Here is a 22,429-nt window from a genome sequence, read left to right on the forward strand (position 1 = left end):
AGTCAGCGCCGGCGGGCGGCGCCGAACAGGCCGCGGACGATCTCCCGCCCGGCCGTCCGGGCGAACTGCTTGAACGCCGACGACCCCATTACCTGCTCGACCATCGACTTCTCCTGCTTCTGCGAACGCGGCCGCGGCGCCTCCTGCTGCTGCTTGGCCTGCTCCTCCTGCTGCTGCTCGGCCTCGGCCTGCTGAGCACCGGCCTGCACCTTGGCCGCGAGGATCTCGTACGCCGACTCGCGGTCGACGGTCTGCGAGTACTTCGCGTTGTTCGGCGAGGCCTGCACCGTCGCCGTCATCTGCTCGGCGGTGGCCGGCGCCATCAGCGACAGCGGCGCGCGCAGCCGGGTCCACGCGACCGGGGTCGGGGCGCCCTTCTCGTTCATCACGGTGACGATCGCCTCGCCGATCCCGAGCTGGGTCAGCACCTCACCAAGGTCGTACGACGAGCTCGGGAACGTCGACACCGTCGCCTTCAGCGCCTTCGCGTCGTTCGGGGTGTGGGCGCGCAGCTGGTGCTGCACCCGGGAGCCGAGCTGGGCGAGCACGTCGTCCGGTACGTCCTTCGGCGTCTGGGTCACGAAGAACACGCCGACGCCCTTCGACCGGATCAGCCGGACGGTCTGCGCGATCGAGTCCAGGAACGCCTTCGAGGCATCGTTGAACAGCAGGTGCGCCTCGTCGAAGAAGAACACCAGCTTCGGCTTGTCGACGTCGCCGACCTCGGGCAGGTCGTGGAACAGGTCGGCGAGCAGCCACATCAGGAACGTCGAGAACAGTGCCGGCCGGTCCTGCAGGTTCGGCAGCTCGAGCAGCGAGATGACGCCCTTGCCGTCGCGCTGCTGCAGCAGGTCCGCGGTGTCGAACTCGGGCTCGCCGAAGAACGCCTCGGCCCCCTGGTCCGCGAACCCGATCAACGCCCGCAGGATCACGCCCGCGGTGGCCGCGGACAGGCCGCCGAGCTCCTTCAGGTCGTCCTTGCCCTCGTCCGAGGTGAGGTGCTGGATGACCGAACGGAGGTCCTTCAGGTCGAGCAGCGTCAGCCCGGCCTTGTCGGCGTAGTGGAAGATCAGCCCGAGCGAGGACTCCTGGACGTCGTTCAGCCCGAGCACCTTGGACAGCAGTACGGGTCCGAACGACGTGATCGTGGCGCGGATCGGGATGCCCGTACCCTGGCCGCCGAGCGCGTAGAACTCGGTCGGGAAGCCGGTCGCCGTCCACTCCTGGCCGATCGCCTTCGTCCGGGCCAGCAGCTTGTCGCCGCCCGCACCGGGCTGCGAGATCCCGGACAGGTCGCCCTTCACGTCGGCCGCGAACACCGCGACCCCGGCCGCCGACAGCTGCTCGGCCATCAGCTGCAGGGTCTTCGTCTTACCGGTACCGGTGGCACCCGCGACCAGGCCGTGCCGGTTCATCATCCCCATCGGGATCCGGACCGCCGCCTCCGGTTTCGGCTCACCGTCGACGAGCAGCGCACCCAGTTCGAGTGCCGCCCCCTCGAACGCGTACCCCTGCTTGACGGTCTCCACGACGTCGGCTTTCTCGGCCATCTCGACGTACCTTTCCCCGGTTACCTGAACTCGAGCGGTGCAATACCGCTCGAATGCTAGTCCCCGGCACCCCGATACGGCCGTGATCGGCCCGTGCCGCTCCTCCGAAAGATCGAAATCGGTCAGTGGACCGTTCCGGTGCGGTTCATGGTCTCCTCGTGAGACCTGAGTCCCCGCTAGACTCCGGGGGGTGATCTTCAAGCGCGTCGGGGACGATCGGCCGTACCCGGACCATGGGCTGCGACCCAAGGACTGGTCTGCGCTGCCTCCACGGCAGGTGCGGCTGGACGAGCTCGTCACGACGAAGGGCACTCTGGATCTGACCGCTTTGCTGGACGAGGACTCGACCTTCTACGGCGACCTGTTCGCGCACGTCGTGGAGTGGAAGGGCGACCTCTACCTGGAGGACGGGTTGCACCGCGCACTGCGCGCGGCGCTGCAGCAGCGTCAGGTCCTGCATGCACGGGTACTGGTAGTGGACTGACGATGGCTGCCGCTCACGGGGGGTGGAGCAAATGACAGCAATTCATCCGCAACCGCGTCCGCACTCGCGGATCCGGTGGCGTACGCCGATCACGATGGTGATCCTGCTGGCGATCCTGGCCGGGGGCGGCTGGTGGGGCTGGAAGTCTCTGATGAGTTCCAGCGCCGAACAGACCTGCACCGAGCAGAAGCTGACCAACAACCGCCTGGTCCCGAAGCAGGTCGTCCTGAACGTCTACAACGGTGGCGCCCGTGCGGGCTCGGCCGGCCGGGTGGCGGACGCTCTGAAGAAGCGCGGCTTCAACATCGACAAGATCGCGAACGAGCCGAAGGGCGACAAGACCGACGTGGTCGCGCTCCGAGGTGCTGCCGCGAACGCGCCCGAGATGCTCCTGGTCGCCGGTCAGCTGAACCAGAAGGCCCAGATGATCGCCGACGGCCGCACCGACCACAGCGTCGACCTGGTCATCGGCGCCGGCTTCGGCTCGGTGAAGCTCAAGGGCATCCCGTCGGTCGCGGTCGCGGCCGGCACCACGGCCTGCCTCCCGGTCGTCCCGACCCCACAACCGGTCCCCTCCGGCCAGAACCCCAACTAGTACTAGTCGGTCTGTTCGCGGCCGCGTTCGCCGAACCAGCCGGCCAGGCGGCCGGCGCGGGACACGGCGCGCAGCCGGCGTACGGTCTGCTCGCGAACCGGGCTCGGCGCGACGATCAGTAGCGAATCGGCGGCCCGCAGGACGGTCCGCCGATCGGGCACGAACGCCTGCTCGCCGCGGATCACCAGCGAGACCGACACCCCCGGCGGCAGCCGGAGCTCGCCGATCTCGACCCCGGCCAGCCGCGACTCACTCGGTACGTGCACCTGCAGCATGTCCGCGCCGAGCGACTCCAGCGGGGCGACGTCGATGTCCACCTCGTGCGCCGCGTTCTCGTCGAGCACGTTCAGCCGCTTGGCGAGCCAGGGCAGCGACGGCCCCTGCAGCAGCGTGAACAGCAGCACCAGCACGAACACCACGTCGAAGATCCGGTCCGCCTGCGGCACCCCCTCCGCGAGCGGGATGGTTGCCAGCACGATCGGTACGGCGCCGCGCAGGCCGGCCCACGAGATGAACGTCCGCTCGGCCCACGGCAACCGGAACGGCGCCGCCGAGACCGCCACCGACGCGAACCGGCCGACGACCGTCACCGCGATCCCGATCACCAGCGCCACCAGTACGTCGTTGAGCTCGAACTGCCCGGGCGACGCCAGCAGTCCGAGCATCACGAACAGCCCGATCTGCGCCAGCCAGGCGATCCCGTCGACGAACGAGCGCGTCGCGATCCGGTGCGGCAACTCCGCCCGCCCGAGCACCAGCGACGTCACGTACACGGCCGCGAAGCCGGAGACGTGCAGCAGCACGGAGCCCCCGGCGTACGAGATGAAGGCGACCGAGAGCACCGCCAGCGGATAGAGGCCCGCCGACCCGAGCGCCATCCGCCGGATCAGGCCGACGCTCACCCACCCGATGAGCAACCCGAAGATCGCGCCGACGACCAACTCGTACAGCACCAGGCCGGTGAACGACAGCAGGCCCTTCTCGCCGACCTCGCCGGTGCTGACAAGTGTGACCAGCAACACGGTCGGAGCGTCGTTCAGACCGGACTCGGCCTCCAGCGCGCCCCGCAGGCGCGGCCGGATCGGCACCTTTCGCAGTACGGAGAACACGGCCGCCGCGTCCGTCGGGGACGTCACCGCCCCGAGCAGCACGGAAAGCTGCCAGCTCAGCCCGAGCACGAAGTGGGCCACGCAGGCGACCACGCCGACGCTGATCGCGACACCGACCGTCGCCAGCATCAACCCGAGCGGCATCACCGGGCGTACTTCGTTCCAGCGGGTGGTGAGACCGCCCTCGGTCAGAATCACCACGAGCGCGGCGAACCCGAGCGCGTGCGCCAGTTGGGCGTTCTCGAAGTGGATGTGGCCGGGACCCGATTCACCGAGCAGCAGCCCCATGCCGAGGTAGATCAGCAGCGACGGGAGCCCGATCCGGGCCGACAACCGGATGGCCAGCACAGCGACCAGCAGGATCGCCGCCCCCGCGAGCAGGATCTGGTCGAGCTCCGCAACATCCATAGGGGCCCTCTCGTCGAGCGTCCCGAGTCAGGTCCAGAGAAACGAAAACCCTGACGCATCACACAGCATCAGGGTCTCCGGCTTCTCTGCCACCGGTGAGGGTGGTTGGCGGTGGCGGAGGGATTTGAACCCTCGGACGGGGGTTGCCCGTCACGCGCTTTCGAGGCGCGCTCCTTCGGCCGCTCGGACACGCCACCGCCGAGGACAATATCAAGGTCTGTGGCCGATGAAGAAATCGCGCAGCCGGGCACCCGCCACGTCGGCCATCACACCGCCCACCACTTCGGGCCGATGGTTCAGCCGGCGGTCCCGGACGACGTCCCACAGGGAGCCGACCGCGCCGGCCTTCTCGTCGTACGCCGCGAAGATCAGCCGCTCCAGCCGGGACAGCACGATCGCCCCGGCGCACATCGTGCACGGCTCCAGCGTCACCACGAGTGTGCATCCGGTCAGCCGCCACTCGCCGACGTGCTTGGCCGCCTCCCGGATCGCCAGCACCTCGGCGTGCGCGGTCGGATCGCCGATCGCCTCGCGCTCGTTGTGACCGCGCCCGATGATCGTGCCGTCCTCGTCCACGACCAGCGCACCGATCGGTACGTCGGGCAGCGCCCGTTCACCCTCCTCGAGGGCGAGCGCCATCAGCCGGGACCATTCGCGCCGCAGCAGCGGACTAGCCAACGGCTTCGACGGCGTCGTGGAACTGGTTGCCGAACCCGAGCGCGTCGGCGATCTCCTCGAGCATCTCCTCCGGATAAAGGTCGACGTCGTCGCAGAGCGCACCGAGGTCCATCGCGGACATCCCCAGGTCGGCGATGATCGCGAGGTCACCGGCCGGTACCTGCTCGTCGTCGTCATCGGCCAGCGGGATGTCGAGCTCGTCCACGACCTGCCGGGCCAGCGGCCACTCGGTCGCCGCGGTCACGTCCGAGATCAGCAGCCGGGCCCGACCGCCGAGCACCCGGACCAGGACGAAGAAGTCCTCGTCGACGGCGACCATCCCGAGCACGCCCGTCTCACCCGGGTACCGGCGGAGCGCGGAGACCAGCGTGGACAGATCGAGCTCACCACGCAGCACCAGCGGCGTGACGATCCAGTTCCCGTCCTCGGTGTAGGCAGCGACCGCAACATCCAGGTCGGTAGCGGTATCGGACACCGGCTCATCGTCGCAGACTCGTGCCGTCCGGGCGATCTCGTTGCGGTATCAGATCCGAGAACGGTCGCCCAGGCAGGCAGAACCCCGGAATTCGAGGGAAATCGGGCGAATTTCGGGGGTTCTGCCTGCGTGGCGGTTCAAGCTCAGTGGTGATAGGTGGCGCGGCGCATGGCTTCCCGCAGCTGGCGGACGCGGGCGCGGCGCGGGGCGATCCGGTCGCGGAGGGCCCGGACCTCGTCGCGCTCGCGCAGGAAGGCGGCGCGGCGGCGCAGGCGTTCCAGCTGCTCAGGGGTCTTCTCGGCCATCGGCACTCCCCGGCGGGCGAACAGGGCAGAATCCGGTGCAGTTCCCAGTGTCTCAGCGAGCGCGCTTCCCCGCGCCGAATCGCCGACGGTACCGTTCGGCCTTATGCAGATCCTCGTCGTGGACCACCCGCTCGTCGCCCACAAGCTCACCGCGCTGCGCGACGAGCAGACGGACTCACCCACGTTCCGCCGGCTGACCGAGGAGCTCGTCACGCTGCTCGCCTACGAGGCGACCCGGGACGTGCGGACCGGTCCGGTCACGGTTCAGACCCCTGTCGCGGAGGCGCAGGGCGTCAAGCTCGCCGCGCCGAAGCCGCTCGTCGTACCGATCCTGCGAGCCGGTCTGGGCATGCTCGAGGGCATGACCCGGCTGCTGCCGACGGCGGAGGTCGGGTTCCTCGGCATGGTGCGCAACGAGGAGACGCTGACCGCGTCGACGTACGCCGAACGCCTCCCGGAGGACCTGTCCGGGAGGCAGTGCTACGTCCTCGACCCGATGCTGGCCACCGGCGGCACGCTGGCCGCCGCGGTCCAGTTCCTCGTCGACCGCGGCGCCGACCACATCACCGCGATCTGCTTGCTCGCGGCCCCGGAAGGCGTCGAGCGCGTGGAGCGCGAGCTGACCGACCTCGGCGTGCCGTGCAACCTGGTCATCGCCGGCATGGACTCTCACCTGAACGAGAAGGGCTACATCGTTCCTGGCCTGGGCGACGCCGGAGACCGGCTGTACGGCGTCGCCCAATAGCTTCAGGTCAGCTCAGGGTGTCGCGGTAGAACAGGTTGGCCCGGCGGTCGCCGGTGACGCCCGACGCGAAGCCGAAGCAGAGCCGCGGCCGCCCGGAGCGAGAGATCTGTACGCCGATGCCCTCGGCCTCCCGGTACACCAGGTCGGCGCCGTCCACGATCTTCACGGCCTCGACGACCTCGCCCTTGTTCAGGTCGTACGTCCACAGCTTCGACGTGGCGAGTGCGGGGTCGGACGCGCCGGCGTACGCCTCCCCCTCCCAGAGGTAGACGTACGAGCCGTACAGCGTCCAGCCCTGGAAGTCGATGCCCTCCGTCATCGCCGGCTGTTTGAACGAGGCGAGCACCCGCGAGAAGTTCCCGGCGCGCGCGGCGGCCAGTGAGTACACGTTGATGTGGAACCCGTCGGCCTGCGTGTGCCGGATCCCGATCCGGCCGTGCTGCTGGTCCACCGACGGTGTGAACAGGGCCCCGTCCGCGACCGGCTTCCAGCTCCGCAGCCCCGGCGAGTCCTTCGTCAGCGTCGCACCGTCCTGCCAGCGGAACCGTGCCACCTGCCGGCCGCGGGCGTTCGTCGTGTCCACGTCGGTCTCGGTCCACAGGTACGTCGTACGCCCGACCGCCTCGGCCCCGATCGACACCGCGTGCCCGAAGCCGCTCAGGTACATGTGCCCGACGACGTCACCGGCCGGTGTCAGCTGGGTCAGCGTCAGATCCCCACTGCTGCTGGGCGATCCGGCCCGCAACTGCCCCGCGAACAGCCGCTGATTGAAGTTGTCGAAGGCAATCGACTGCATCACCGTCACATTCGCCAACGGCTTGCTCCGAAACACCTCCCCACCCGGACCGTCCAGCACGAACCGCGGCGACGGCGGCAGCACACAGGCGTCGGCCGAGGCCGGCCACCCCACGCTCCCCGCGACAGCCATCGCGCCGGCACCAGCAAGCAACCCACGACGGGAGATCTTGGTCATAACGCCCGACCGTAAGCGACTTACCGCGAACTGTCAGCACTTCCCGCGAACTTTTTTGAGAAAACCCCAGAGATGAGTGTTAAGAACGAGCGTGGGCACTCGCCCTAGAAGGCGTACGGGTACGGGGACCAGTCGGCGGGGCGCTTCTCGAGGAACGAGTCGCGTCCTTCGGCGGCCTCGTCGGTGCCGTACGCGAGCCGGGTCGCTTCGCCCGCGAACAACTGCTGCCCGACCAGACCGTCGTCGATCAGGTTGAACGCGTACTTCAGCATCCGCTGCGCGGTCGGTGACTTGGCGCAGATCTTCTTGCCCCACTCGAGTGCCGTCGCCTCGAGCTCCGCGTGCGGGACGACCTTGTTCACCATGCCCATCCGGTACGCGTCCTCGGCGGAGTACTCGTCGCCGAGGAAGAAAATCTCCCGCGCGAACTTCTGCCCGACCTGCCGCGCCAGGTACGCCGAGCCGAACCCGCCGTCGAACGACGCCACGTCCGCATCGGTCTGCTTGAACCGCGCGTGCTCCGCCGACGCCAGCGTAAGGTCCGCGACCACGTGCAGACTGTGCCCACCACCCGCGGCCCACCCAGGGACGACGCAGATCACGACCTTCGACATGAAGCGGATCAGCCGCTGGACCTCGAGGATGTGCAGCCGCCCCGCGCGCGCCGGGTCGATGCTGTCCGCGGTCGTACCCTCGGCGTACTTGTAACCGTCCTTGCCGCGGATCCGCTGGTCGCCGCCCGAGCAGAACGCCCAGCCGCCGTCCTTCGGTGACGGCCCGTTGCCGGTCAGCAGCACGCAGCCGACGTCGGACGACATCCGCGCATGGTCGAGCACCCGGTACAGCTCGTCGACGGTCTGCGGCCGGAACGCGTTGCGTACCTCCGGCCGGTTGAACGCGATCCGCACCACACCGGCGTCGACCGCGCGGTGATAGGTGATGTCGGTCAGCTCGAAGCCGTCGACCTGCTTCCAGGCCGACGGGTCGAAGATCTCGGAGACAGTCACCCCGCGAGCATATTTCAGCGCCGGGCGGTGCTCTCCCGCAGTACTACCTCGGCCTTGAACGTCTCGGTCGTCGGCGCGCCGCCTTCGATCGCCAGCTCCAGCGCCCGCCGGCCCATCTGCTCCAGCGGCAGCCGTACGGTCGTCAGCCCCGGCCAGACGTCCCGCAGCGTCGCGATGTCGTCGAACCCGGCCACGCCGAGCTCCGCCGGTACGTCGACGCCACGCGCCCGCAGCGCGGACATCGCGCCGACGGCCATCACGTCGTTGACCGCGAACACACAGTCGACGTCAGTCCGGCGCTCCAGCAGCCGCTCCGCGGCGGCGTACCCACCGTCACGGGTGAAGTCACCGGCCTCGACCGCGACCGGCTGCAGCCCTGCCTCCGCAAGCCCGGCGACGAACCCGTCGCGCCGATCGCGCGCGGTCGCAAGGCTCTCCGGTCCGCCCAGTACGCCGAACTTCCGGTAGCCGAGCTCGAGGAGCTCACGGGCCAGGTCCGCCGAGCCGGAACGGTTGTCCGGCTCCACGGTGTGGGCCGGCATCCCGGACTGGCTGACGAGCGCGAGACCTGCGCCAGAACTCAGGAAACTGTCCACCTCGGTGGCCGTCCGCGCGAGACTCTCGGCGTCGGTACGGCGGCTGCCGATCATCACCGCGGCCCGCGCCCGCTGCGCCCGCAACGACGACAGGTAGGCGATCTCGCGGTCGGAGTCGCGGAACGTACTGGCCATCATCACCAGCAGGTGCCGCTCGTCCGCGGCCCGCATCACGCCGTTCGCGATCGCGGCGAAGTACGGATCCTCGATGTCGTGCACCAGGATGCCGACCACGTTGGTCGACGACTTGGCCAGCGCCTGGGCCTGCGCGTTCGGCGTGTAGCCGAGCTCGTCGGCCGCGGCCTTGACCCGTTCCTGCAGCTCCGGACGGGGAACGCGGTCCCCGCCGTTCAGCACGCGGGAGGCGGTCGCGACCGACACACCCGCACGCTGCGCCACGTCCAGCAATGTCACCGGTGCTCGCAGATTCATGGCGTACCCTTTCTGGCCCTTCCTTGCGTCCCCCCGGGGGCGGTGGCGGTCACCCTACCGAACCGGCCCGAAATATGACGCTGCCTCGCGCTGTCTCACGCTGAGTATCGGGCAGGTCGCTGCCAATCTCGGCAGAACCTGGCGTTGCGGCGCGGGAGTGACTAGCCTTCCCAGCCATGAGGACCGTCCGCGCCAGGGTGACGATCCTGGTCTCGTCCGCCGTGCTCAGCCTGACGACCCTCACCGGTCCGGCAGTCGCTGCCCCGATTCCGGACGCAACCGGAACGCCGGCCCCGGCAGCTCCCAGTGTGCCGCAGCACGTCGACGCGCGCACCAAGAGCACCCAGCCGGTCTACGACTACGCGAACGCGGTCCGCGAGTCGGTGTACGTCGACACCACGATGGACACCGACTCCGACGGCCAGGACGACGTGATCGCGGTCGACATCGTCCGCCCGAGCGAGACCGCCCTCGCCGGCGTGAAGATCCCCGTCATCATGGACGCCTCGCCGTACTACTCCTGCTGCGGCCGCGGCAACGAGAACGAGAAGAAGACCTACGACGCCGACGGCGCGATCCAGAAGATGCCGCTGTTCTACGACAACTACTTCGTGCCGCGCGGGTACGCGATGGTCGGCGTGGACATTCTCGGCACCGGTCGCTCCACCGGCTGTGGTGACGTCGGCGGCAAGGACGAGATCCAGTCCGTCGTCGATGTGATCGACTGGCTGAACGGGCGTAACACCGCCCACACCGCCGACGGGCGGAAGGTATCGGCGTCCTGGACCACCGGTGCGGTCGGCATGATCGGCAAGTCGTACGACGGAACGCTCGCGAACGGCGTTGCCGCGACCGGGGTGAAGGGCCTGAAGACGATCGTCCCGATCTCGGCGATCTCCTCCTGGTACGACTACACCCGCTCGGGCGGCGTGCCGTACTCGGACGACTACATGCCCTGGCTCGGTGGGTACGTCGGCCACGACAGCCCAGCCTGCGAGGAAGTACGCGGCGAGCTCGGTGACAACGACGACGACGAGACCGGCGACTACACGGCGTTCTGGGCCGAGCGCGACTACACCAAGAACGCGTCGAAGGTGAAGGCGTCGGTCTTCATGACGCACGGGCTGAGCGACTACAACGTACAGACGAACCACTTCTCGCAGTGGTGGTCGGCGCTGTCCCGCAACAACGTGCCGCGCAAGCTGTGGCTCGGGCTCGAGGACCACGTGGATCCGTTCGAGTTCCGGCGCGACGAGTGGGTGGACGAGCTGCACCAGTGGTTCGACTATTGGCTGCAGGGTCTGCAGAACGGCGTGATGAAGCAGCCGATGGTGTCGGTCGAGACGACGCCGGACGTGTGGCGCAACTACCGCACCTGGCCGGCCGTGAACCGCCCGATGCCGGTGCCGCTCGCGGCCGGCAAACTAGGGGCCGCAGGCAAGGGTACGGTCACGGTGACCGACGACCCGGATCTCAGCGAGGACGACATCGTCGCGGATCCGACCGAGGTGATCGCCGGGCGGCAGATGTTCCTGTCCGCGCCACTGACCGCCCCACTGCGGATCAGCGGTACGCCGTCGGTCACGCTGCGCCTGCAGTCCGACTCGACGACGACCCCGATCACAGCACGCCTCGTCGAGTACGGCGACGCGGCGCGGTACTCCGGCGTCCAGCGTACCGGCGAAAGCACCTGTGAAGGGTCGAGCACGGACTACGACGACAGCTGCTACTACACCGTCAAGAAGCTCACCACGCAAAGCGATCACGGCATCGTCAGCCGCGGCTGGATCGACGCCGCGCACAGCAAGTCCCTCTCGAAGCCGACCCCACTCACCCCCGGCCAGTGGACCACCCTCACCGTCCCCCTCCGCGCCCAGGACCAGATCATCCCCAAGGGCCGCGTAGTAGGCCTGGCCATCACCCTCTCCGACACCGAGTGGACCACCCCCAACGACACCGGCGCCACCATCACGATCGACACCGCCCAAAGCCACCTGAACATCCCCGTCACCGGCGGCCACCTGACCGCCCCCCAAACCCAACCCCAAATCAAAGTCCAAATCACCACCCCCACCCACCGCCCCAACCTCCACGACCCAAAAAACTAACCCCCCGCCCCACTCCGCCCCCGCTCCCTCTCCGCCGAGTCGTGGATTTCGGCTGACGACACGCCGGTTTCGAGAGCCCGAATCCACGACTCACGAATCCGGGTTGCAGCCAATCGCCACGAGTGGGCGGGCCTGTGGATAAGCCAGATCGTGCGGGTGGGGAAATTGGGACAATGAGCGGGTGTTGTTGACAGTGGCGCAGGCGCGCGAGGCGGGGATCTCGCGTGGCGTGTTGCGCGGCCCGCGGTACCAGCGGGTGCTGGGACCGGTGTACGCCGAGGCGCAGGCCGCCGTCACACCACAGTTGCTGGCCGAGGCCGGGTTGCTGCTGACGCCGGGTGCGGCCGTCAGTCACCACACCGCATTGAGCCTGTGGACCGACGACGTTCGAGCGGGTGACCGCGACGTCCATGTGACCGTTCAGCGCGACCCGCATCAGGTCCTGCCCAGAGTGGACGGCCTCCGCGTCCACGAGGTGCAGCACCTCGACCTCGTCCTGCGGGCCGGCTTGCCCCTCACGTCGCCCGAGCGCACATTCCTGGATCTCGCGCCGTACTGCGACCTCACTGAGCTGGTCACCGCGGGCGATTCCTTGGTACGTCATACGTACACGCAACCGGCGCACCTGATCGACCTGACGACCTCCGCGCTCGGCATCCGCCACGTTCGGCGCGCCCGTCAGGCAGCCGGACTGGTGAGGAGCGGCGTGGACTCGCCGATGGAGACCCGCTTGCGCCTTCTCCTGGTCCTCGCTGGACTCCCCGAACCGGTGGTCGGCTACGTCGTGACTGATTCCGCCGGCGGCTGGGTGGCGAAACCTGATCTGGCCTACCCCGACATCAAGCACGCGATCGAGTACGACGGCAAGCACCATCTCGTGGATGCACGCCAATGGCGCCAGGACATCCGTCGCCGCGAGAACCTCGAACGCGAAGGGTGGCTGGTCCGCGTCATCACCTCCCACGACCTTCTTCAAGTCCCCCAAACAGTCGTAGCCCGCATCGCCGAGGACCTGCACCATCTCCGCCACCGCCGCCTCGCCGCCTGACACTCACCACCGACTCGTGGCGATTGGTTCGACCCCCACCGCCGAGTCGTCGATTTCGGTCGAGAATCAGCTGATTTCACAGCCAATGCCCACGACTCGGGGGTTCGGGGGTATCGGCGTGCCGGGTTCGGAGGTCGGATCGAAATTGCGCTGGTTGGCGGAGTACTCCGCAATGTGTAGTAGCGTGCCGAGCGGAGGAGGCCCCCAATGGACACGAGTCAGTTGCTCAAAGGTGTGCTCGATCTCGCGGTGCTGGCCGTGCTGCGCGACGGCGACGGTTATGGGTACGACGTACTCCGCCGACTGCGCGCCGCCGGGCTGGAAGACGTGGCGGACGCATCTGTGTACGGGACCCTCCGCCGACTGTTCCAGGCCGGCGCGCTGACCTCGTACGTACAACCCAGCGAGGAAGGCCCGCACCGGAAGTACTACGGGCTGAACAAGACCGGCCGTGAGCTGCTGGCCCGCTCCACCGAGACCTGGAACCACTTCGCCGGCGCCATGTCGGTGCTCCTGCTGGAGAAGGAGGCAGCGTGAGCACCGGCGCGGCAGCCATCTACCTCGAGCAGATCCGGGCTCAGCTCAGCGACCTGCCGCCGGGTGAGCTCGAGGACGTACTGCAGGATGTCAGCGGTCATCTCAGCGAGGTGGCGGCCGAGTTCGGCACCGAGCCCACCACCGCGGATCTACAGGCGCGTCTCGGCACTCCGGAGCAGTACGCCGACCAACTGCGGACCGCGGCGGGCTATCCACCGCGCCAGCCGCAGAAGGACGACCTGGACGCCGGCTGGAACGCGCTGCGCTGGGGCCTGATCGCGGCCACCGTCGGACCGTTCTTCGTCGCGGTCGCGATCTTCGCGTGGTCGCGGACGGAGACGTCGTTCTTCGGCCTGCTCGGATTCGGCGTGCTGTTCGTGGCGGCGTTCTTCGGCGTCCTGGCCTTGCACGGGAAGCATCCGCGCGTGGTCCTGCAGACCGCGCACGGCGCGCGCGCCGCCACCGCGATCCGCGGCTGGATCGACCAGATCCCGCCGAACGTCCGGCACGAGCTGGTGACGATCGGCCAGCCGATCTGGTGGGTGGCGCGCGGGATGATCGGCGCGGGCGGGTTCTTCGCGCTGTTCGGTGCGCCGGCAGTGACGGTGGTCGGGGCGCTCGCGGGCGCGGTGGTGTCGATCTGGATCGGGCGGCGCACCCAGCAGGACGGGCGCTGGCTGTGGTACGTCGTACCGCTGAACGTGGTCGCCGCGATCGCGGTGCCGGCGTTCCTCGCGGCGGCGTACATGGGCGCGTCGTTCGGCTTCCTCGACACCTACGGCACCCGCCACGGCGGCTCGGCGTACAACCCGCCGGACAACGGTCTGCGGCTGAACGGTACGCCGATCTCGAACGTCTACCCGTTCGATGCCCAGGGCAAGCAAGTCTCGGTCCGGCTGTACGACGACGACGGCAACCCGATCGACCTGGAACTTCAGGACTGCGCGGCCGTGTACGGGCAGGCGCGGCGCGAGGGGACGAGCAACCTGTTCCCGCAGCCCGTGATCGTGCCCGACGAGAACGGTGTCGTCACCGACGAGGAAAACTGCAAGGACACCACGAAGGCCCCGTTCACCCCGCCGCCCGTACCGGCGACCACCCCAACACAGACACCCCCAACGCCCGCACCGCCAACGGTGACGCCGAAACCGACGAAGCCGTCGATCCCGCACGGCACACCGACCGCCACCCTGCCCGTGAAGCCGACCCGTTAGGACTCGGCGCCGGCCGCGGCGACCTGACGGTAGCTGTACCCGAGCCGCCGATACACGGCGATCGCCGCCGCGTTGTTCCCGTCCACCATCAACGCGACCCGCCCGTGCCGCTTCACCAGCTCCGCAGTCACGAACCCGCACACCTGCCGCGACAATCCCTTGCCTCGAGCAACAGGATTCGTCGCAACCCCGGCCAGGAACCCGACCCCAGGCGCGCTCCACGCATCCGCAGCGACGCTGAGCAGCTCACCACGATCGCCCCGCACCGCAGCCCATCGCCGTACGCCGGACCGCCCAGGCCACGCGTACGACGAAGGCGACGCCTCGCGCAGCACCGCCTCGACGCCGCCGTCCCCGTCCAGCCAGGCCGCCGTAGTGGTCACGTCCGGAACCCGGTCCACATCCATCCACCCGAACGCCGCGGAGAACGTCAGCCCAGGCACCCGGACAGCCAGCTCGCGGATCAGCCCCTCGTCCCCGAACGGCCGGTACGACGGCCCAACCTCGCCCAGTACGCGGGCCACCAGCGGAGCCGCATCGTCGACGGACCCGACAACAGCGAGCCGGTCGTGCTTCGACACATCCGGTGACGCGACGACCACCGCCGTACCCGCAATCCAGGCTCGTACGCCCGCGCCGAACCCCTGCGCCGCCCACGAGATGATCGAGTCGCCCGCACTCACCAGCTCCAGCTCGGCCGGTGTCCTGATCTCACGCACGCTCAGACGGTAGTCAATCCGCGCGCTGGATCGCGTACGGGACCAGATGCCGGTACCCGCGCACCGCGACCCGGCGGAGCCGATGGATCGCGTACGCGGCGTGGCCGTCGAGCGCCGCGGCCAGCTCACGGTCCGCGAGCACCCGACCGGGCTTGCACTCCGTGGTGAGCCGAGCGGCCAGGTTGACCACCTCGCCGTACACGTCACCGAGCCGGATCAGGATCGTCCCGTACGCGAGCCCGATCCGCAGCTCCGGCAGCTCCGCGTCCGCGGTCACCGCGTCCTGCAGCGCCAGCGCGACCGCAGCGCCCTGTGCGGCGGTGTCGGCGACGAACAGCACCTCATCGCCCATCGACTTGATCACGCGGCCACCGTTCAGCGCGACCACGTCCGCGGCCATACCCTCGAACCGCTCGATCAGCTGTCCCAGCTCAACCTCGGTGAGCCGCCGCGTCAGCCGCGTGTAGCTGACGATGTCCGCGAACCCGACCGCCCGCACACCGCGGGCGAGCTGGTCCGATCCGGCCATCGCCCGTCCGGCGGCCGCGGCGAGATGCCGGCGCCAGACGTACGTCTGCAGTCGCTCCATCGCCGGCAGCAACTGCCCCGCGACCTCGATCGACTCGTCCGCGGACAGCTTCGTACCGCCGAGGAACTGCAGGAACATCGCCGCTTGCCAGGACGCCAGCCGGGACTGGGTCTGACCGAACTTGCGGGCCAGCGACGACTCCATCTCGGGCTCGATGAACCCGTCGTCCTCGAGCGCCGCGACCAGCCGCAGCGCCTCGACGTCGCCGTCGGTGAACGCCACCTCGCCGTCCGGTACGGTCGCGAAGCCGAGCGCGTGCCACATCCGCTCGGCGCGCTCGATCGAGATCCCGGCCCGCTCCGACACCTGCACACGGGTGAACTTCCGCTCGCCGCCGAGCAGGGTGCGCTCGAAGTCGCGCTGCAGTCCGGCGAGGTCAGGGTCAGGAGCCACCGCGGCGCTCGGCAATGGTGGCGTCGATGGCGTCCCGGAACGCGGGCAGCCGCCGGGTCAGGTCGTCGAACTTCTCCCGGGTGAAGTGCAGCAGCTGCAGCCGCGACTTCGCCGTGACGGTTGCCGTCCGCAACGTGTTCTTCCGGACCGCGACCTCGCCTGCAATGTCGCCCGGCCCGAGCTCGGCGATCTCGGTGCCCTTCTCCCGGACCGCTGCCGTACCGCTGAGGATCAGGTACGCCGCGTCCGGTGCGGTCTGCTCCAGGATCAGCGACCAGCCGGCCGGTACCGACACCTCCTCGCCGGCGCGGAAGATGTCCCTGATGTCCCGCCCGGACAGATCCGCGAACAGCGGCAGGTCCCGCGGGGACGTTCTACCCAGTGCCACGTCGATCCTCCTCGTCGGCCCTGTCGGCGTGCTGCCCGCCGGGCCCGGCGGTCCGCCGATGTTTCCAGTCGGTAACTCTAACGTCTCACCGGAACCGCGGTCACTCCGCGTCCGAAAACTGTTGCCGGGAGCGAGTTTCGCCGAGGGTGGCGGCGACCAGCAGGACGGGCGGACGGCGGCGGTGGATCGCGAGGTGCGGATGCGCGGCGACCTGTTCCGGCGTCGGCAGCGGTTCGTCGATCAGGTCGAGCCGGAAGCCGTGCCTGCGCAGTACGGCGACGATCGTGCCGATGGTCCGGTGGTACTTGACCACACCGTCGACGAACCAGGTCCGTTCGCGGCGGCCCTCGTCGGCGTAATCGTCCACGACACAGTCGGCGGCCACGAGCGGCGCCGTCATGATCGGGTGCTCCATCGTGAACACGAACGCGCCGGACGCCGCCAGCCAGCGAGCCACCCGTCCGACCAGGGCGTCGAAGTCCTCGACATAGTGCAGAGCCATGCTGCTGACCACAAGGTCCGCGGATCGCTCCGGAAGGTCCAGGACCGCCAGGTCCGCGCGCTCGTACCGGACGCGAGGGTGCGGAACCGCCGCCGCGAGCATCTGCTCGGAGGCGTCGACCGCCAGCACCTCGGCAGCACCCGCCTCCGCCAGCCGGACCGCCGTACCGCCTTCTCCACAACCAAGATCCACCACGCGCGCGCCCTCGACCGGAGGAAGTGCAGCGGCCAAGGCCGGGATCTCCAGTGCGTCGTTGATACCCAGGCCGGTACGCCTGAGTTCGCGATACCCGTGCAGGAAGTTGGGATCGTCGTACAACTCGGACCCGTTCACAGCCACCATTCCAGGTCGTCAACCTTGATCATCGGCAGTAAACCACAGGGCAGTTCCACAGAACGTCGAGCGGGTTCAGGCAGCACGACGGCGTCGGCGGGTGCGGGTGGTGCGGCGCCGGACGGGGCGGCGAGGGCCTACCAGGCGGGGGCCGGCCAGGCGGTCTTCGAGGCGGCGGGCCTCGCGGCGGATCGGCTGCGCGACGTACTCACCGAGGATCAGGCCGGCTGCCAGCGCGACGCCGATCGCGACTGCGGTGGTGAGGCTCACGATGCCGAAGATGTTGCCGCGCGCCATCAACTCGTACAGGCCGCGGTAGATGGTCAGGCCGGGCAGCAGCGGGATCGATCCGGCGACGACCACAACCAGGGGCGGTACGCCGGTCCGACGGCCACTGGAGTATCCGCCGAGGCCGACCACGAACGCGGCCGCCGCGGTCGACCAGGCGGGTCCGAACGACGCCCTGGTCATCAGCGTGAACACCAGCGAGGCCAGGGCGCCCATCACCGCGACCGGCAGCAGCGCGCGCAGTGGCGCGTACGAGGCGTACGCGAAGGCGACTGCCATCACGGAACCCGAGATGACCATGATCGGGAGGTTCGCGAGTTGGATCGCCTGCGGTTCGATGCCGACGTTCAGCCCGAACCGCAGGCCCAGCGCGAGACCGAGCGAGACGCCCGCGATGATTCCGCCGGTGAGCAGCATCGCCTCGAGGCTCCGGGCCGCGGCGGTCACGTAATACCCGGTGATGGCGTCCTGTACGGCACCGGTGAGGGCGATCCCGGCCAGCAGCATAATGATGCCTGCGGCAACGACCAGGGACGGTTTGACCGGTGCGTGCACGGCGTACAGCACCAGGGCGACCGCGGTTGCGACGAAGGCACCGGCGACCTGCTGGTAGAACGCGGGCAGCCGCTGGCGGTTGAACCAGCGGTTGTTCAGGTCGATCACGATCGCGGTCAGGACCGCCAGCAGCGTGATCAGCCAGCCACCGCCGAGCAGCAACGTGGCGCCGCCGGCCATCACGCCCCACGCGAGCACCGCGCTCCACCGCGGATACGGCGGACCCGCGGACGTGATCCGTGCCAGATCGCGAGAGGCCTCCTCGCGGGTCAGGTCACCGCGGGCGAGCCGACGTACCAACTGGTCGACGTCGGTCAGCCGGGAGAAGTCCTGCGACCGGTACCGGACCAGGCGGATGTGCGTCTCGGGCGCGACGTCCGGCGCCGCCTGGTACGAGACCGCCATCGATGTGAACGTGATGTCGACCTCGCACCCGCGCAACCCGCCGGCCGCGGCGACACCGAGGATCGTGGCGGTAGCGTCCGCCGTACCCGCGCCGCTGGACAGCAACACCTCACCGACCCGCAACGCCAGGTCGATCGTGGCGTAGACCTCCCGCTGCTCCTCAGGCTCCATCTACCAACCGGTGGGCCATGGCGAGGTCGGTGATCAGGATGTTGATCCAGCCGCCGAGCAGGGCGGCGCGGATCGCGGAGTACTTGCGGTCGCCGCCGGCCACACCGATCCGGCGCGGCACCGCCAGCAACTCCTTCGCGGTCACCCCGATGACCCGCTGGTCGAACGTCGAGCGCACGAGCTTTCCCTCTTCGTCGAAGAACCGGAAACACACGTCCCCGACGGCACCGAGCCTGCGGAGCTCGTCCTGGTCGGCCTCGGCGACCGCGTTCCCGCTGCGCTGCAGCAGCGGCGAAGGCTCGAGGCTGCCGATCCCGACCAGGGCGTCGGTGAGTTGTCCCCACGTGCCCAGAACGTCCCGAACTGACACGTCGCTCATCATCGCCCGGCGTACCGCAGGCGTCCCGACCAGGCCGGGCGCGGGCAGGTACACCGGCATCCCACCGGTCAGCTCGGCGAACCGCGCGGTCAGCCGCGTCGCCTGCATCTGCACCGCAGCGTCGCCCAGACCGCCGACGATCTGCACCACCTTGTCCACCACCGGGACGCTCTTGCGCGGCATCCGGTCGACGGCCGCGATCAGCGTCTCGCTCCAGGACGAGATCCCGACCACGTGCCCGCCGGTGAGCGTCATGTCCAGGTACGCAGAGGCGCCCGACCCGAGCGCGGGCAGCACCTCGTCGCCGGCCCCGGCGGTGTCGACGACGACCGCGTCACGCAGCCCGTACCGGCCCTGCAACTCGTCCTCGAGGTCGCTGTGCACGCCGCTCGGCATGGTCACCACGGTGTGCACGATGCCGACCTCGACGGCCTGCTTGAGCATCCGGGACACCCGCGCCTGGGACAGGTTCAGCTCGGCGGCGATCTGCGGCTGGCGGATGCCCTTCTCGTGGTACATCCGGGCCACCTTCGCGAGCAGCCGCAGCTCGTCCAGCCCCGGCTGGCGCACACCACGGTTGCTGTTCACGGGTCCCCTCTCACGATGATCAGACTGGACTATAGGCAGATGAGACGGACAAGACACTCCCGAACTGCGGACGTGCCCTAAGCTGATCGGTGAAAGAACACACGTGCTCTGGGGTCGGTGAAATTCCGAGCCGGCGGTGACAGTCCGCGACCCGCGACTTCGTCAGAAGTAGCGGTTGACCTGGTGGAACTCCGGGACCGACGGTGAAAGTCCGGATGGGAAGACGCACGTGGCAGCTGCACGTCCCCGGACGGGGTCGTGAAGCTTGTCGTTGCCCCGGAGTGCTGGTGAACACACTGCCGAGAGGACAGCGACCGTGAACACCCTCACCAGCCTTGACACCATCGAACGTGCCGTCGCCGAGCTCGCCGCCGGACGGCCGGTAGTCGTCGTCGACGACGAGGACCGCGAGAACGAGGGCGACCTGACCTTCGCCGCGAGCCTCGCAACGCCCGAGCTGATGGCCCTGCTCGTCCGCCACACCAGCGGGTACGTCTGCGCGCCGGCCGCGTCCGAGATCCTGGACCGGCTCGAGCTGCCGTTGATGGTCCCGAACAACCAGGACAGCCTGCGAACGGCGTACACGATCTCCGTGGACGCGGCGACCGGCGTCGGAACCGGCATCTCGGCCGCGGACCGGGCCCGGACCGTCCGTGTGCTCGCCGAGCCGTCGGCGCAACCCGCGGACCTGATCCGGCCCGGCCACATCCTGCCGCTGCGCGCGGTCGACGGCGGAGTCCGGCAGCGGCCCGGTCATACCGAGGCCACCGTCGAACTCGTCCGCCTGGCCGGCCTGCCGCCGGTCGGTGTGATCGGCGAGCTGATGAACGACGACGGCACGCTGATGACCGGCACCGACCTGCGGGCGTTCGCCGACGCTCATGGCTTCGCGATGATCTCGATCGCCGACCTGGTCAGCTACCTGTCGTGACCAGTTTGCGGGCGGCTGCGGCGATGCCGTCGGCGGACAGGCCGTACCGGTCCAGCAGGTAGCCGGCCGACCCCGTGGGGGCGAACTCGGGAATCCCGAGGATCGTCACCCGGGCCGGATGCTGCTGTACGACGGTCTCGGCGACCGCACCGCCGAGACCGCCACCGGACACCGCCTCCTCGGCGGTCACGATGCCGGCCGTCTCCCGCGCGGCCGCGACCACGGCCTCGGTGTCCAACGGCTTCACCGTCGGCATCGAGAGCACCCGCGCCGAGATCCCCTCCCCGGCAAGCTGTTCCGCGGCGGCCAGCGCCCGCCACAGCACGGTGCCGTTACTGATCAGCGTCACGTCGCCGCCGTCCCGTACTGTGATCGCCTTGCCGAGCTCGAACGAGTAGTCCTCGGCGTACACCTTCGGCACGCTCATCCGGCTGACCCGGATGAACACCGGCCCCTCGGACGCAGCCGCCCAGCGCAACGCGGCCGCGGTCTCGATCGGGTCAGCGGGCACGATGATGGTCAGGCCGGCGATCGCGCGCAGCCAGGCGATGTCCTCGATCGAGTGGTGCGTCGGGCCGAGTTCGCCGTACGCGACACCGGGGCTCATCCCGCAGAGCTTGACGTTGGTGTTCGAGTACGCGACGTCGGCCTTGATCTGCTCCAGCGCGCGGCCGGTGAGGAAGCAGGACGCCGCCGACACGAACGGGATCCGGCCGCCGTTCGCCAAGCCGGACGCGACGCCGACCATGTCCTGCTCGGCGATCCCGACGTTGATCAGCCGGTCCGGGAACGCCTTGCGGAAGCTGTTCAGCTTGCTCGATCCGACCGAGTCGTTGACCACGCCAACGATCCGGTGGTCCGCGTGCGCGAGCTCGGCGAGCGTCTCGACGTACGCGTCCCGGCAGTCGTACCGCGGCTGGTCCGCGATCGAGCGGGTCTCGACGACTGTCATTGCAGCTCCTTCAGGGCCTGCTGGTACTCAGCGGCATCCGGGACCCGGTGGTGCCAGGCGACGTTGTCGCTCATGAACGAGATCGGGTGACCCTTGTGCGTATGGGCGATCACGAACGTCGGCCTGCCCGGCTCGACGGGCACCGCGGACAGTACGTCGAGCAGCTCGCCGTGGTCGTGCCCGTTCACCTCGACGACGGCGAGCCCGAACGCGGCCGCCTTCGCCGGCAACGGGTCCAGCTCGTTGGTCTCCTGGGTGGTCGCGCCCTGCTGCAGCCGGTTCCGGTCGACGATCACGGTCAGCCGGTCCAGCCGGTACTGCGAGGCGGCCATCATCGCCTCCCAGTTCGAACCCTCTTGCAGCTCGCCGTCTCCGACCAGGACGTACGTACGGCGCGACGAGCCGTCGAGCTTCGCGGACAGCGCGTGTCCTACTGCGATCGGTAGACCGTGCCCGAGCGGACCGGTGTTCGCCTCGACGCCGGTCACCTTGTTCCGGTTCGGGTGCCCGTTGAGCGCGGACAGTGGCTTGAGGAACGTCGCGAGTTCCTCGACCGGCAGGTACCCGAACGCGGCCAGCGTGGTGTAGAGCGCCCCGGCGACGTGGCCCTTGCTCAGGATGAAGCGATCCCGCTCGGGGTCGTTCACGCTCTGCGGCGAGATGTCGAGCACGGCGCCGTACAGCGTGGCCAGAATGTCGATTGCGGAGAAGTCGCCGCCGATGTGGCCGGCACCGGCGTGGTGCACCAGCTTGAGGTCCTGGATCCGGATCTGCCGGGCGGCCTCGGCGATGTGCGCGACCCGCTCGGCGCGCTCCGCGTGCACGGGCAGTCGCCCGGGCACCGGCATTGTCGTGTGATCAGTTGTGAGGGTCATGGGGCCTCCCGGTCTGGACTGAGGAGCGGAGGGAGCGAAGCGACCGGAGCGACGAGGGAAGACCGGGAGGCCCCATGACCACGCCGGCGCCGAAGGC

At 69.2% G+C, this 22,429-nt stretch carries 24 protein-coding genes, 1 tRNA gene and 1 riboswitch; of the genes, 8 read left to right on the forward strand and 17 right to left on the reverse strand.

The features are described from left to right. Nucleotides 1–2: 2 nt before the first annotated feature. Entirely contained in the window at nucleotides 3–1,550 is a 1,548-nt protein-coding gene (locus ACGFI6_RS08315; protein WP_393116287.1) for a helicase HerA-like domain-containing protein, read from the reverse strand. Between the two features lie 190 nt (nucleotides 1,551–1,740). On the opposite strand from ACGFI6_RS08315, the gene ACGFI6_RS08320 reads away from it, so the two are divergent. Both ACGFI6_RS08320 and ACGFI6_RS08325 read left to right on the forward strand, forming a co-directional pair. Further along, nucleotides 1,741–2,034 (forward strand): type II toxin-antitoxin system VapB family antitoxin, encoded by a 294-nt coding sequence (locus ACGFI6_RS08320; RefSeq protein WP_325039430.1) that lies wholly within the window; start codon nucleotides 1,741–1,743, stop codon nucleotides 2,032–2,034. Nucleotides 2,035–2,065: 31 nt separating this feature from the next. Beyond that, a complete protein-coding gene (locus tag ACGFI6_RS08325; protein WP_393116289.1) occupies nucleotides 2,066–2,629 on the forward strand; it encodes a LytR C-terminal domain-containing protein in 564 nt (187 codons plus the stop codon). A 2-nt stretch (nucleotides 2,630–2,631) separates the two neighbouring features. Here ACGFI6_RS08325 and ACGFI6_RS08330 read toward each other — a convergent pair whose 3' ends face one another. The 5 genes from ACGFI6_RS08330 to ACGFI6_RS08350 all read right to left on the reverse strand — a co-directional run bounded on the left by ACGFI6_RS08330 (nucleotide 2,632) and on the right by ACGFI6_RS08350 (nucleotide 5,604). Continuing rightward, nucleotides 2,632–4,146 (reverse strand): potassium/proton antiporter, encoded by a 1,515-nt coding sequence (locus tag ACGFI6_RS08330; RefSeq protein ID WP_393116291.1) that lies wholly within the window; start codon nucleotides 4,144–4,146, stop codon nucleotides 2,632–2,634. Between the two features lie 106 nt (nucleotides 4,147–4,252). Next, nucleotides 4,253–4,343: transfer RNA gene (locus tag ACGFI6_RS08335), tRNA-Ser, on the reverse strand. Between the two features lie 13 nt (nucleotides 4,344–4,356). After that, nucleotides 4,357–4,785, reverse strand: a complete 429-nt coding sequence (locus ACGFI6_RS08340) for a nucleoside deaminase (RefSeq protein WP_393118086.1) — start codon at nucleotides 4,783–4,785, stop codon at nucleotides 4,357–4,359. A 31-nt stretch (nucleotides 4,786–4,816) separates the two neighbouring features. Beyond that, entirely contained in the window at nucleotides 4,817–5,299 is a 483-nt protein-coding gene (locus ACGFI6_RS08345; protein WP_393116293.1) for a tRNA adenosine deaminase-associated protein, read from the reverse strand. A 143-nt stretch (nucleotides 5,300–5,442) separates the two neighbouring features. Then, complete coding sequence (locus ACGFI6_RS08350; protein WP_393116295.1) at nucleotides 5,443–5,604, reverse strand: hypothetical protein; 162 nt, start codon at nucleotides 5,602–5,604, stop codon at nucleotides 5,443–5,445. Nucleotides 5,605–5,707: 103 nt separating this feature from the next. On the opposite strand from ACGFI6_RS08350, the gene upp reads away from it, so the two are divergent. Then, nucleotides 5,708–6,349, forward strand: a complete 642-nt coding sequence (gene upp / locus ACGFI6_RS08355) for a uracil phosphoribosyltransferase (RefSeq protein ID WP_393116297.1) — start codon at nucleotides 5,708–5,710, stop codon at nucleotides 6,347–6,349. A 7-nt stretch (nucleotides 6,350–6,356) separates the two neighbouring features. Here upp and ACGFI6_RS08360 read toward each other — a convergent pair whose 3' ends face one another. From ACGFI6_RS08360 to ACGFI6_RS08370, 3 genes are all read right to left on the reverse strand, one after another. Further along, nucleotides 6,357–7,322: a hypothetical protein gene (locus tag ACGFI6_RS08360; protein WP_393116299.1), complete on the reverse strand. Its 966-nt coding sequence runs from the start codon at nucleotides 7,320–7,322 to the stop codon at nucleotides 6,357–6,359. 104 nt (nucleotides 7,323–7,426) lie between these two features. Next, on the reverse strand, nucleotides 7,427–8,329 hold the full coding sequence (locus ACGFI6_RS08365; RefSeq protein WP_393116301.1) for a 1,4-dihydroxy-2-naphthoyl-CoA synthase: 903 nt from the start codon (nucleotides 8,327–8,329) through the stop codon (nucleotides 7,427–7,429). 14 nt (nucleotides 8,330–8,343) lie between these two features. Continuing rightward, complete coding sequence (locus ACGFI6_RS08370; protein WP_393116303.1) at nucleotides 8,344–9,357, reverse strand: LacI family DNA-binding transcriptional regulator; 1,014 nt, start codon at nucleotides 9,355–9,357, stop codon at nucleotides 8,344–8,346. A gap of 176 nt (nucleotides 9,358–9,533) precedes the next feature. Between ACGFI6_RS08370 and ACGFI6_RS08375 the strand changes: the two genes are divergently transcribed. The 4 genes from ACGFI6_RS08375 to ACGFI6_RS08390 all read left to right on the forward strand — a co-directional run bounded on the left by ACGFI6_RS08375 (nucleotide 9,534) and on the right by ACGFI6_RS08390 (nucleotide 14,264). After that, nucleotides 9,534–11,465 (forward strand): Xaa-Pro dipeptidyl-peptidase, encoded by a 1,932-nt coding sequence (locus ACGFI6_RS08375; RefSeq protein ID WP_393116304.1) that lies wholly within the window; start codon nucleotides 9,534–9,536, stop codon nucleotides 11,463–11,465. A gap of 181 nt (nucleotides 11,466–11,646) precedes the next feature. After that, entirely contained in the window at nucleotides 11,647–12,513 is an 867-nt protein-coding gene (locus ACGFI6_RS08380) for a hypothetical protein (protein ID WP_393116306.1), read from the forward strand. Between the two features lie 207 nt (nucleotides 12,514–12,720). Further along, entirely contained in the window at nucleotides 12,721–13,050 is a 330-nt protein-coding gene (locus tag ACGFI6_RS08385; protein ID WP_393116308.1) for a PadR family transcriptional regulator, read from the forward strand. Next, a complete protein-coding gene (locus ACGFI6_RS08390) occupies nucleotides 13,047–14,264 on the forward strand; it encodes an HAAS signaling domain-containing protein (RefSeq protein ID WP_393116310.1) in 1,218 nt (405 codons plus the stop codon). Before ACGFI6_RS08385 ends, ACGFI6_RS08390 begins: the two co-directional genes overlap by 4 nt. Here the strand turns inward: ACGFI6_RS08390 and ACGFI6_RS08395 are convergent. From ACGFI6_RS08395 to ACGFI6_RS08420, 6 genes are all read right to left on the reverse strand, one after another. Next, the gene (locus ACGFI6_RS08395; protein ID WP_393116311.1) at nucleotides 14,261–14,983 is read right to left on the reverse strand and encodes a GNAT family N-acetyltransferase; all 723 of its coding nucleotides are present in this window, start codon (nucleotides 14,981–14,983) and stop codon (nucleotides 14,261–14,263) included. The genes ACGFI6_RS08390 and ACGFI6_RS08395 overlap by 4 nt on opposite strands. 13 nt (nucleotides 14,984–14,996) lie before the next feature. Beyond that, nucleotides 14,997–15,965 carry an adenylate/guanylate cyclase domain-containing protein gene (locus ACGFI6_RS08400; RefSeq protein WP_393116313.1) on the reverse strand — a complete coding sequence of 323 codons (969 nt, stop codon included), beginning with the start codon at nucleotides 15,963–15,965 and terminating at the stop codon, nucleotides 14,997–14,999. Further along, a complete protein-coding gene (locus ACGFI6_RS08405; RefSeq protein WP_393116315.1) occupies nucleotides 15,955–16,353 on the reverse strand; it encodes a cyclic nucleotide-binding domain-containing protein in 399 nt (132 codons plus the stop codon). The genes ACGFI6_RS08400 and ACGFI6_RS08405 overlap by 11 nt, the downstream gene beginning before the upstream one ends. 100 nt (nucleotides 16,354–16,453) lie before the next feature. Beyond that, nucleotides 16,454–17,188 carry a class I SAM-dependent methyltransferase gene (locus ACGFI6_RS08410; protein WP_393116316.1) on the reverse strand — a complete coding sequence of 245 codons (735 nt, stop codon included), beginning with the start codon at nucleotides 17,186–17,188 and terminating at the stop codon, nucleotides 16,454–16,456. A gap of 75 nt (nucleotides 17,189–17,263) precedes the next feature. Then, on the reverse strand, nucleotides 17,264–18,607 hold the full coding sequence (locus ACGFI6_RS08415) for a threonine/serine exporter ThrE family protein (protein WP_393116318.1): 1,344 nt from the start codon (nucleotides 18,605–18,607) through the stop codon (nucleotides 17,264–17,266). Next, nucleotides 18,597–19,574, reverse strand: coding sequence for a sugar-binding transcriptional regulator (locus ACGFI6_RS08420; protein WP_393116320.1), 978 nt, complete (start codon nucleotides 19,572–19,574; stop codon nucleotides 18,597–18,599). Before ACGFI6_RS08420 ends, ACGFI6_RS08415 begins: the two co-directional genes overlap by 11 nt. Before the next feature lie 99 nt (nucleotides 19,575–19,673). Beyond that, nucleotides 19,674–19,807, forward strand: a riboswitch (FMN riboswitch). An 83-nt stretch (nucleotides 19,808–19,890) separates the two neighbouring features. Here ACGFI6_RS08420 and ribB point away from each other — a divergent pair. Then, complete coding sequence (ribB, locus tag ACGFI6_RS08425; protein ID WP_393116322.1) at nucleotides 19,891–20,505, forward strand: 3,4-dihydroxy-2-butanone-4-phosphate synthase; 615 nt, start codon at nucleotides 19,891–19,893, stop codon at nucleotides 20,503–20,505. On the opposite strand, the gene ACGFI6_RS08430 is transcribed toward ribB, so the two are convergent. Then, nucleotides 20,489–21,457 carry a transketolase family protein gene (locus tag ACGFI6_RS08430; RefSeq protein ID WP_393116324.1) on the reverse strand — a complete coding sequence of 323 codons (969 nt, stop codon included), beginning with the start codon at nucleotides 21,455–21,457 and terminating at the stop codon, nucleotides 20,489–20,491. The genes ribB and ACGFI6_RS08430 overlap by 17 nt on opposite strands. Beyond that, a complete protein-coding gene (locus ACGFI6_RS08435) occupies nucleotides 21,454–22,332 on the reverse strand; it encodes a transketolase (protein ID WP_393116326.1) in 879 nt (292 codons plus the stop codon). Before ACGFI6_RS08435 ends, ACGFI6_RS08430 begins: the two co-directional genes overlap by 4 nt. Nucleotides 22,333–22,429: the final 97 nt, after the last annotated feature.

The sequence above is a fragment of the Kribbella sp. NPDC048928 genome (assembly GCF_043197975.1).
Classification (GTDB): domain Bacteria; phylum Actinomycetota; class Actinomycetes; order Propionibacteriales; family Kribbellaceae; genus Kribbella.

What these genes read in the sequence shown, in the direction of transcription:
- ACGFI6_RS08315 (WP_393116287.1), bottom strand. Translation starts at nt 1,550, where the DNA reads ATGGCCGAGAAAGCCGACGTCGTGGAGACCGTCAAGCAGGGGTACGCG.
- ACGFI6_RS08325 (WP_393116289.1), top strand. Translation starts at nt 2,066, where the DNA reads ATGACAGCAATTCATCCGCAACCGCGTCCGCACTCGCGGATCCGGTGG.
- ACGFI6_RS08330 (WP_393116291.1), bottom strand. Translation starts at nt 4,146, where the DNA reads ATGGATGTTGCGGAGCTCGACCAGATCCTGCTCGCGGGGGCGGCGATC.
- ACGFI6_RS08340 (WP_393118086.1), bottom strand. Translation starts at nt 4,785, where the DNA reads ATGGCGCTCGCCCTCGAGGAGGGTGAACGGGCGCTGCCCGACGTACCG.
- ACGFI6_RS08350 (WP_393116295.1), bottom strand. Translation starts at nt 5,604, where the DNA reads ATGGCCGAGAAGACCCCTGAGCAGCTGGAACGCCTGCGCCGCCGCGCC.
- upp (WP_393116297.1), top strand. Translation starts at nt 5,708, where the DNA reads ATGCAGATCCTCGTCGTGGACCACCCGCTCGTCGCCCACAAGCTCACC.
- ACGFI6_RS08360 (WP_393116299.1), bottom strand. Translation starts at nt 7,322, where the DNA reads ATGACCAAGATCTCCCGTCGTGGGTTGCTTGCTGGTGCCGGCGCGATG.
- ACGFI6_RS08370 (WP_393116303.1), bottom strand. Translation starts at nt 9,357, where the DNA reads ATGAATCTGCGAGCACCGGTGACATTGCTGGACGTGGCGCAGCGTGCG.
- ACGFI6_RS08375 (WP_393116304.1), top strand. Translation starts at nt 9,534, where the DNA reads ATGAGGACCGTCCGCGCCAGGGTGACGATCCTGGTCTCGTCCGCCGTG.
- ACGFI6_RS08385 (WP_393116308.1), top strand. Translation starts at nt 12,721, where the DNA reads ATGGACACGAGTCAGTTGCTCAAAGGTGTGCTCGATCTCGCGGTGCTG.
- ACGFI6_RS08415 (WP_393116318.1), bottom strand. Translation starts at nt 18,607, where the DNA reads ATGGAGCCTGAGGAGCAGCGGGAGGTCTACGCCACGATCGACCTGGCG.
- ACGFI6_RS08430 (WP_393116324.1), bottom strand. Translation starts at nt 21,457, where the DNA reads ATGACAGTCGTCGAGACCCGCTCGATCGCGGACCAGCCGCGGTACGAC.
- ACGFI6_RS08435 (WP_393116326.1), bottom strand. Translation starts at nt 22,332, where the DNA reads ATGACCCTCACAACTGATCACACGACAATGCCGGTGCCCGGGCGACTG.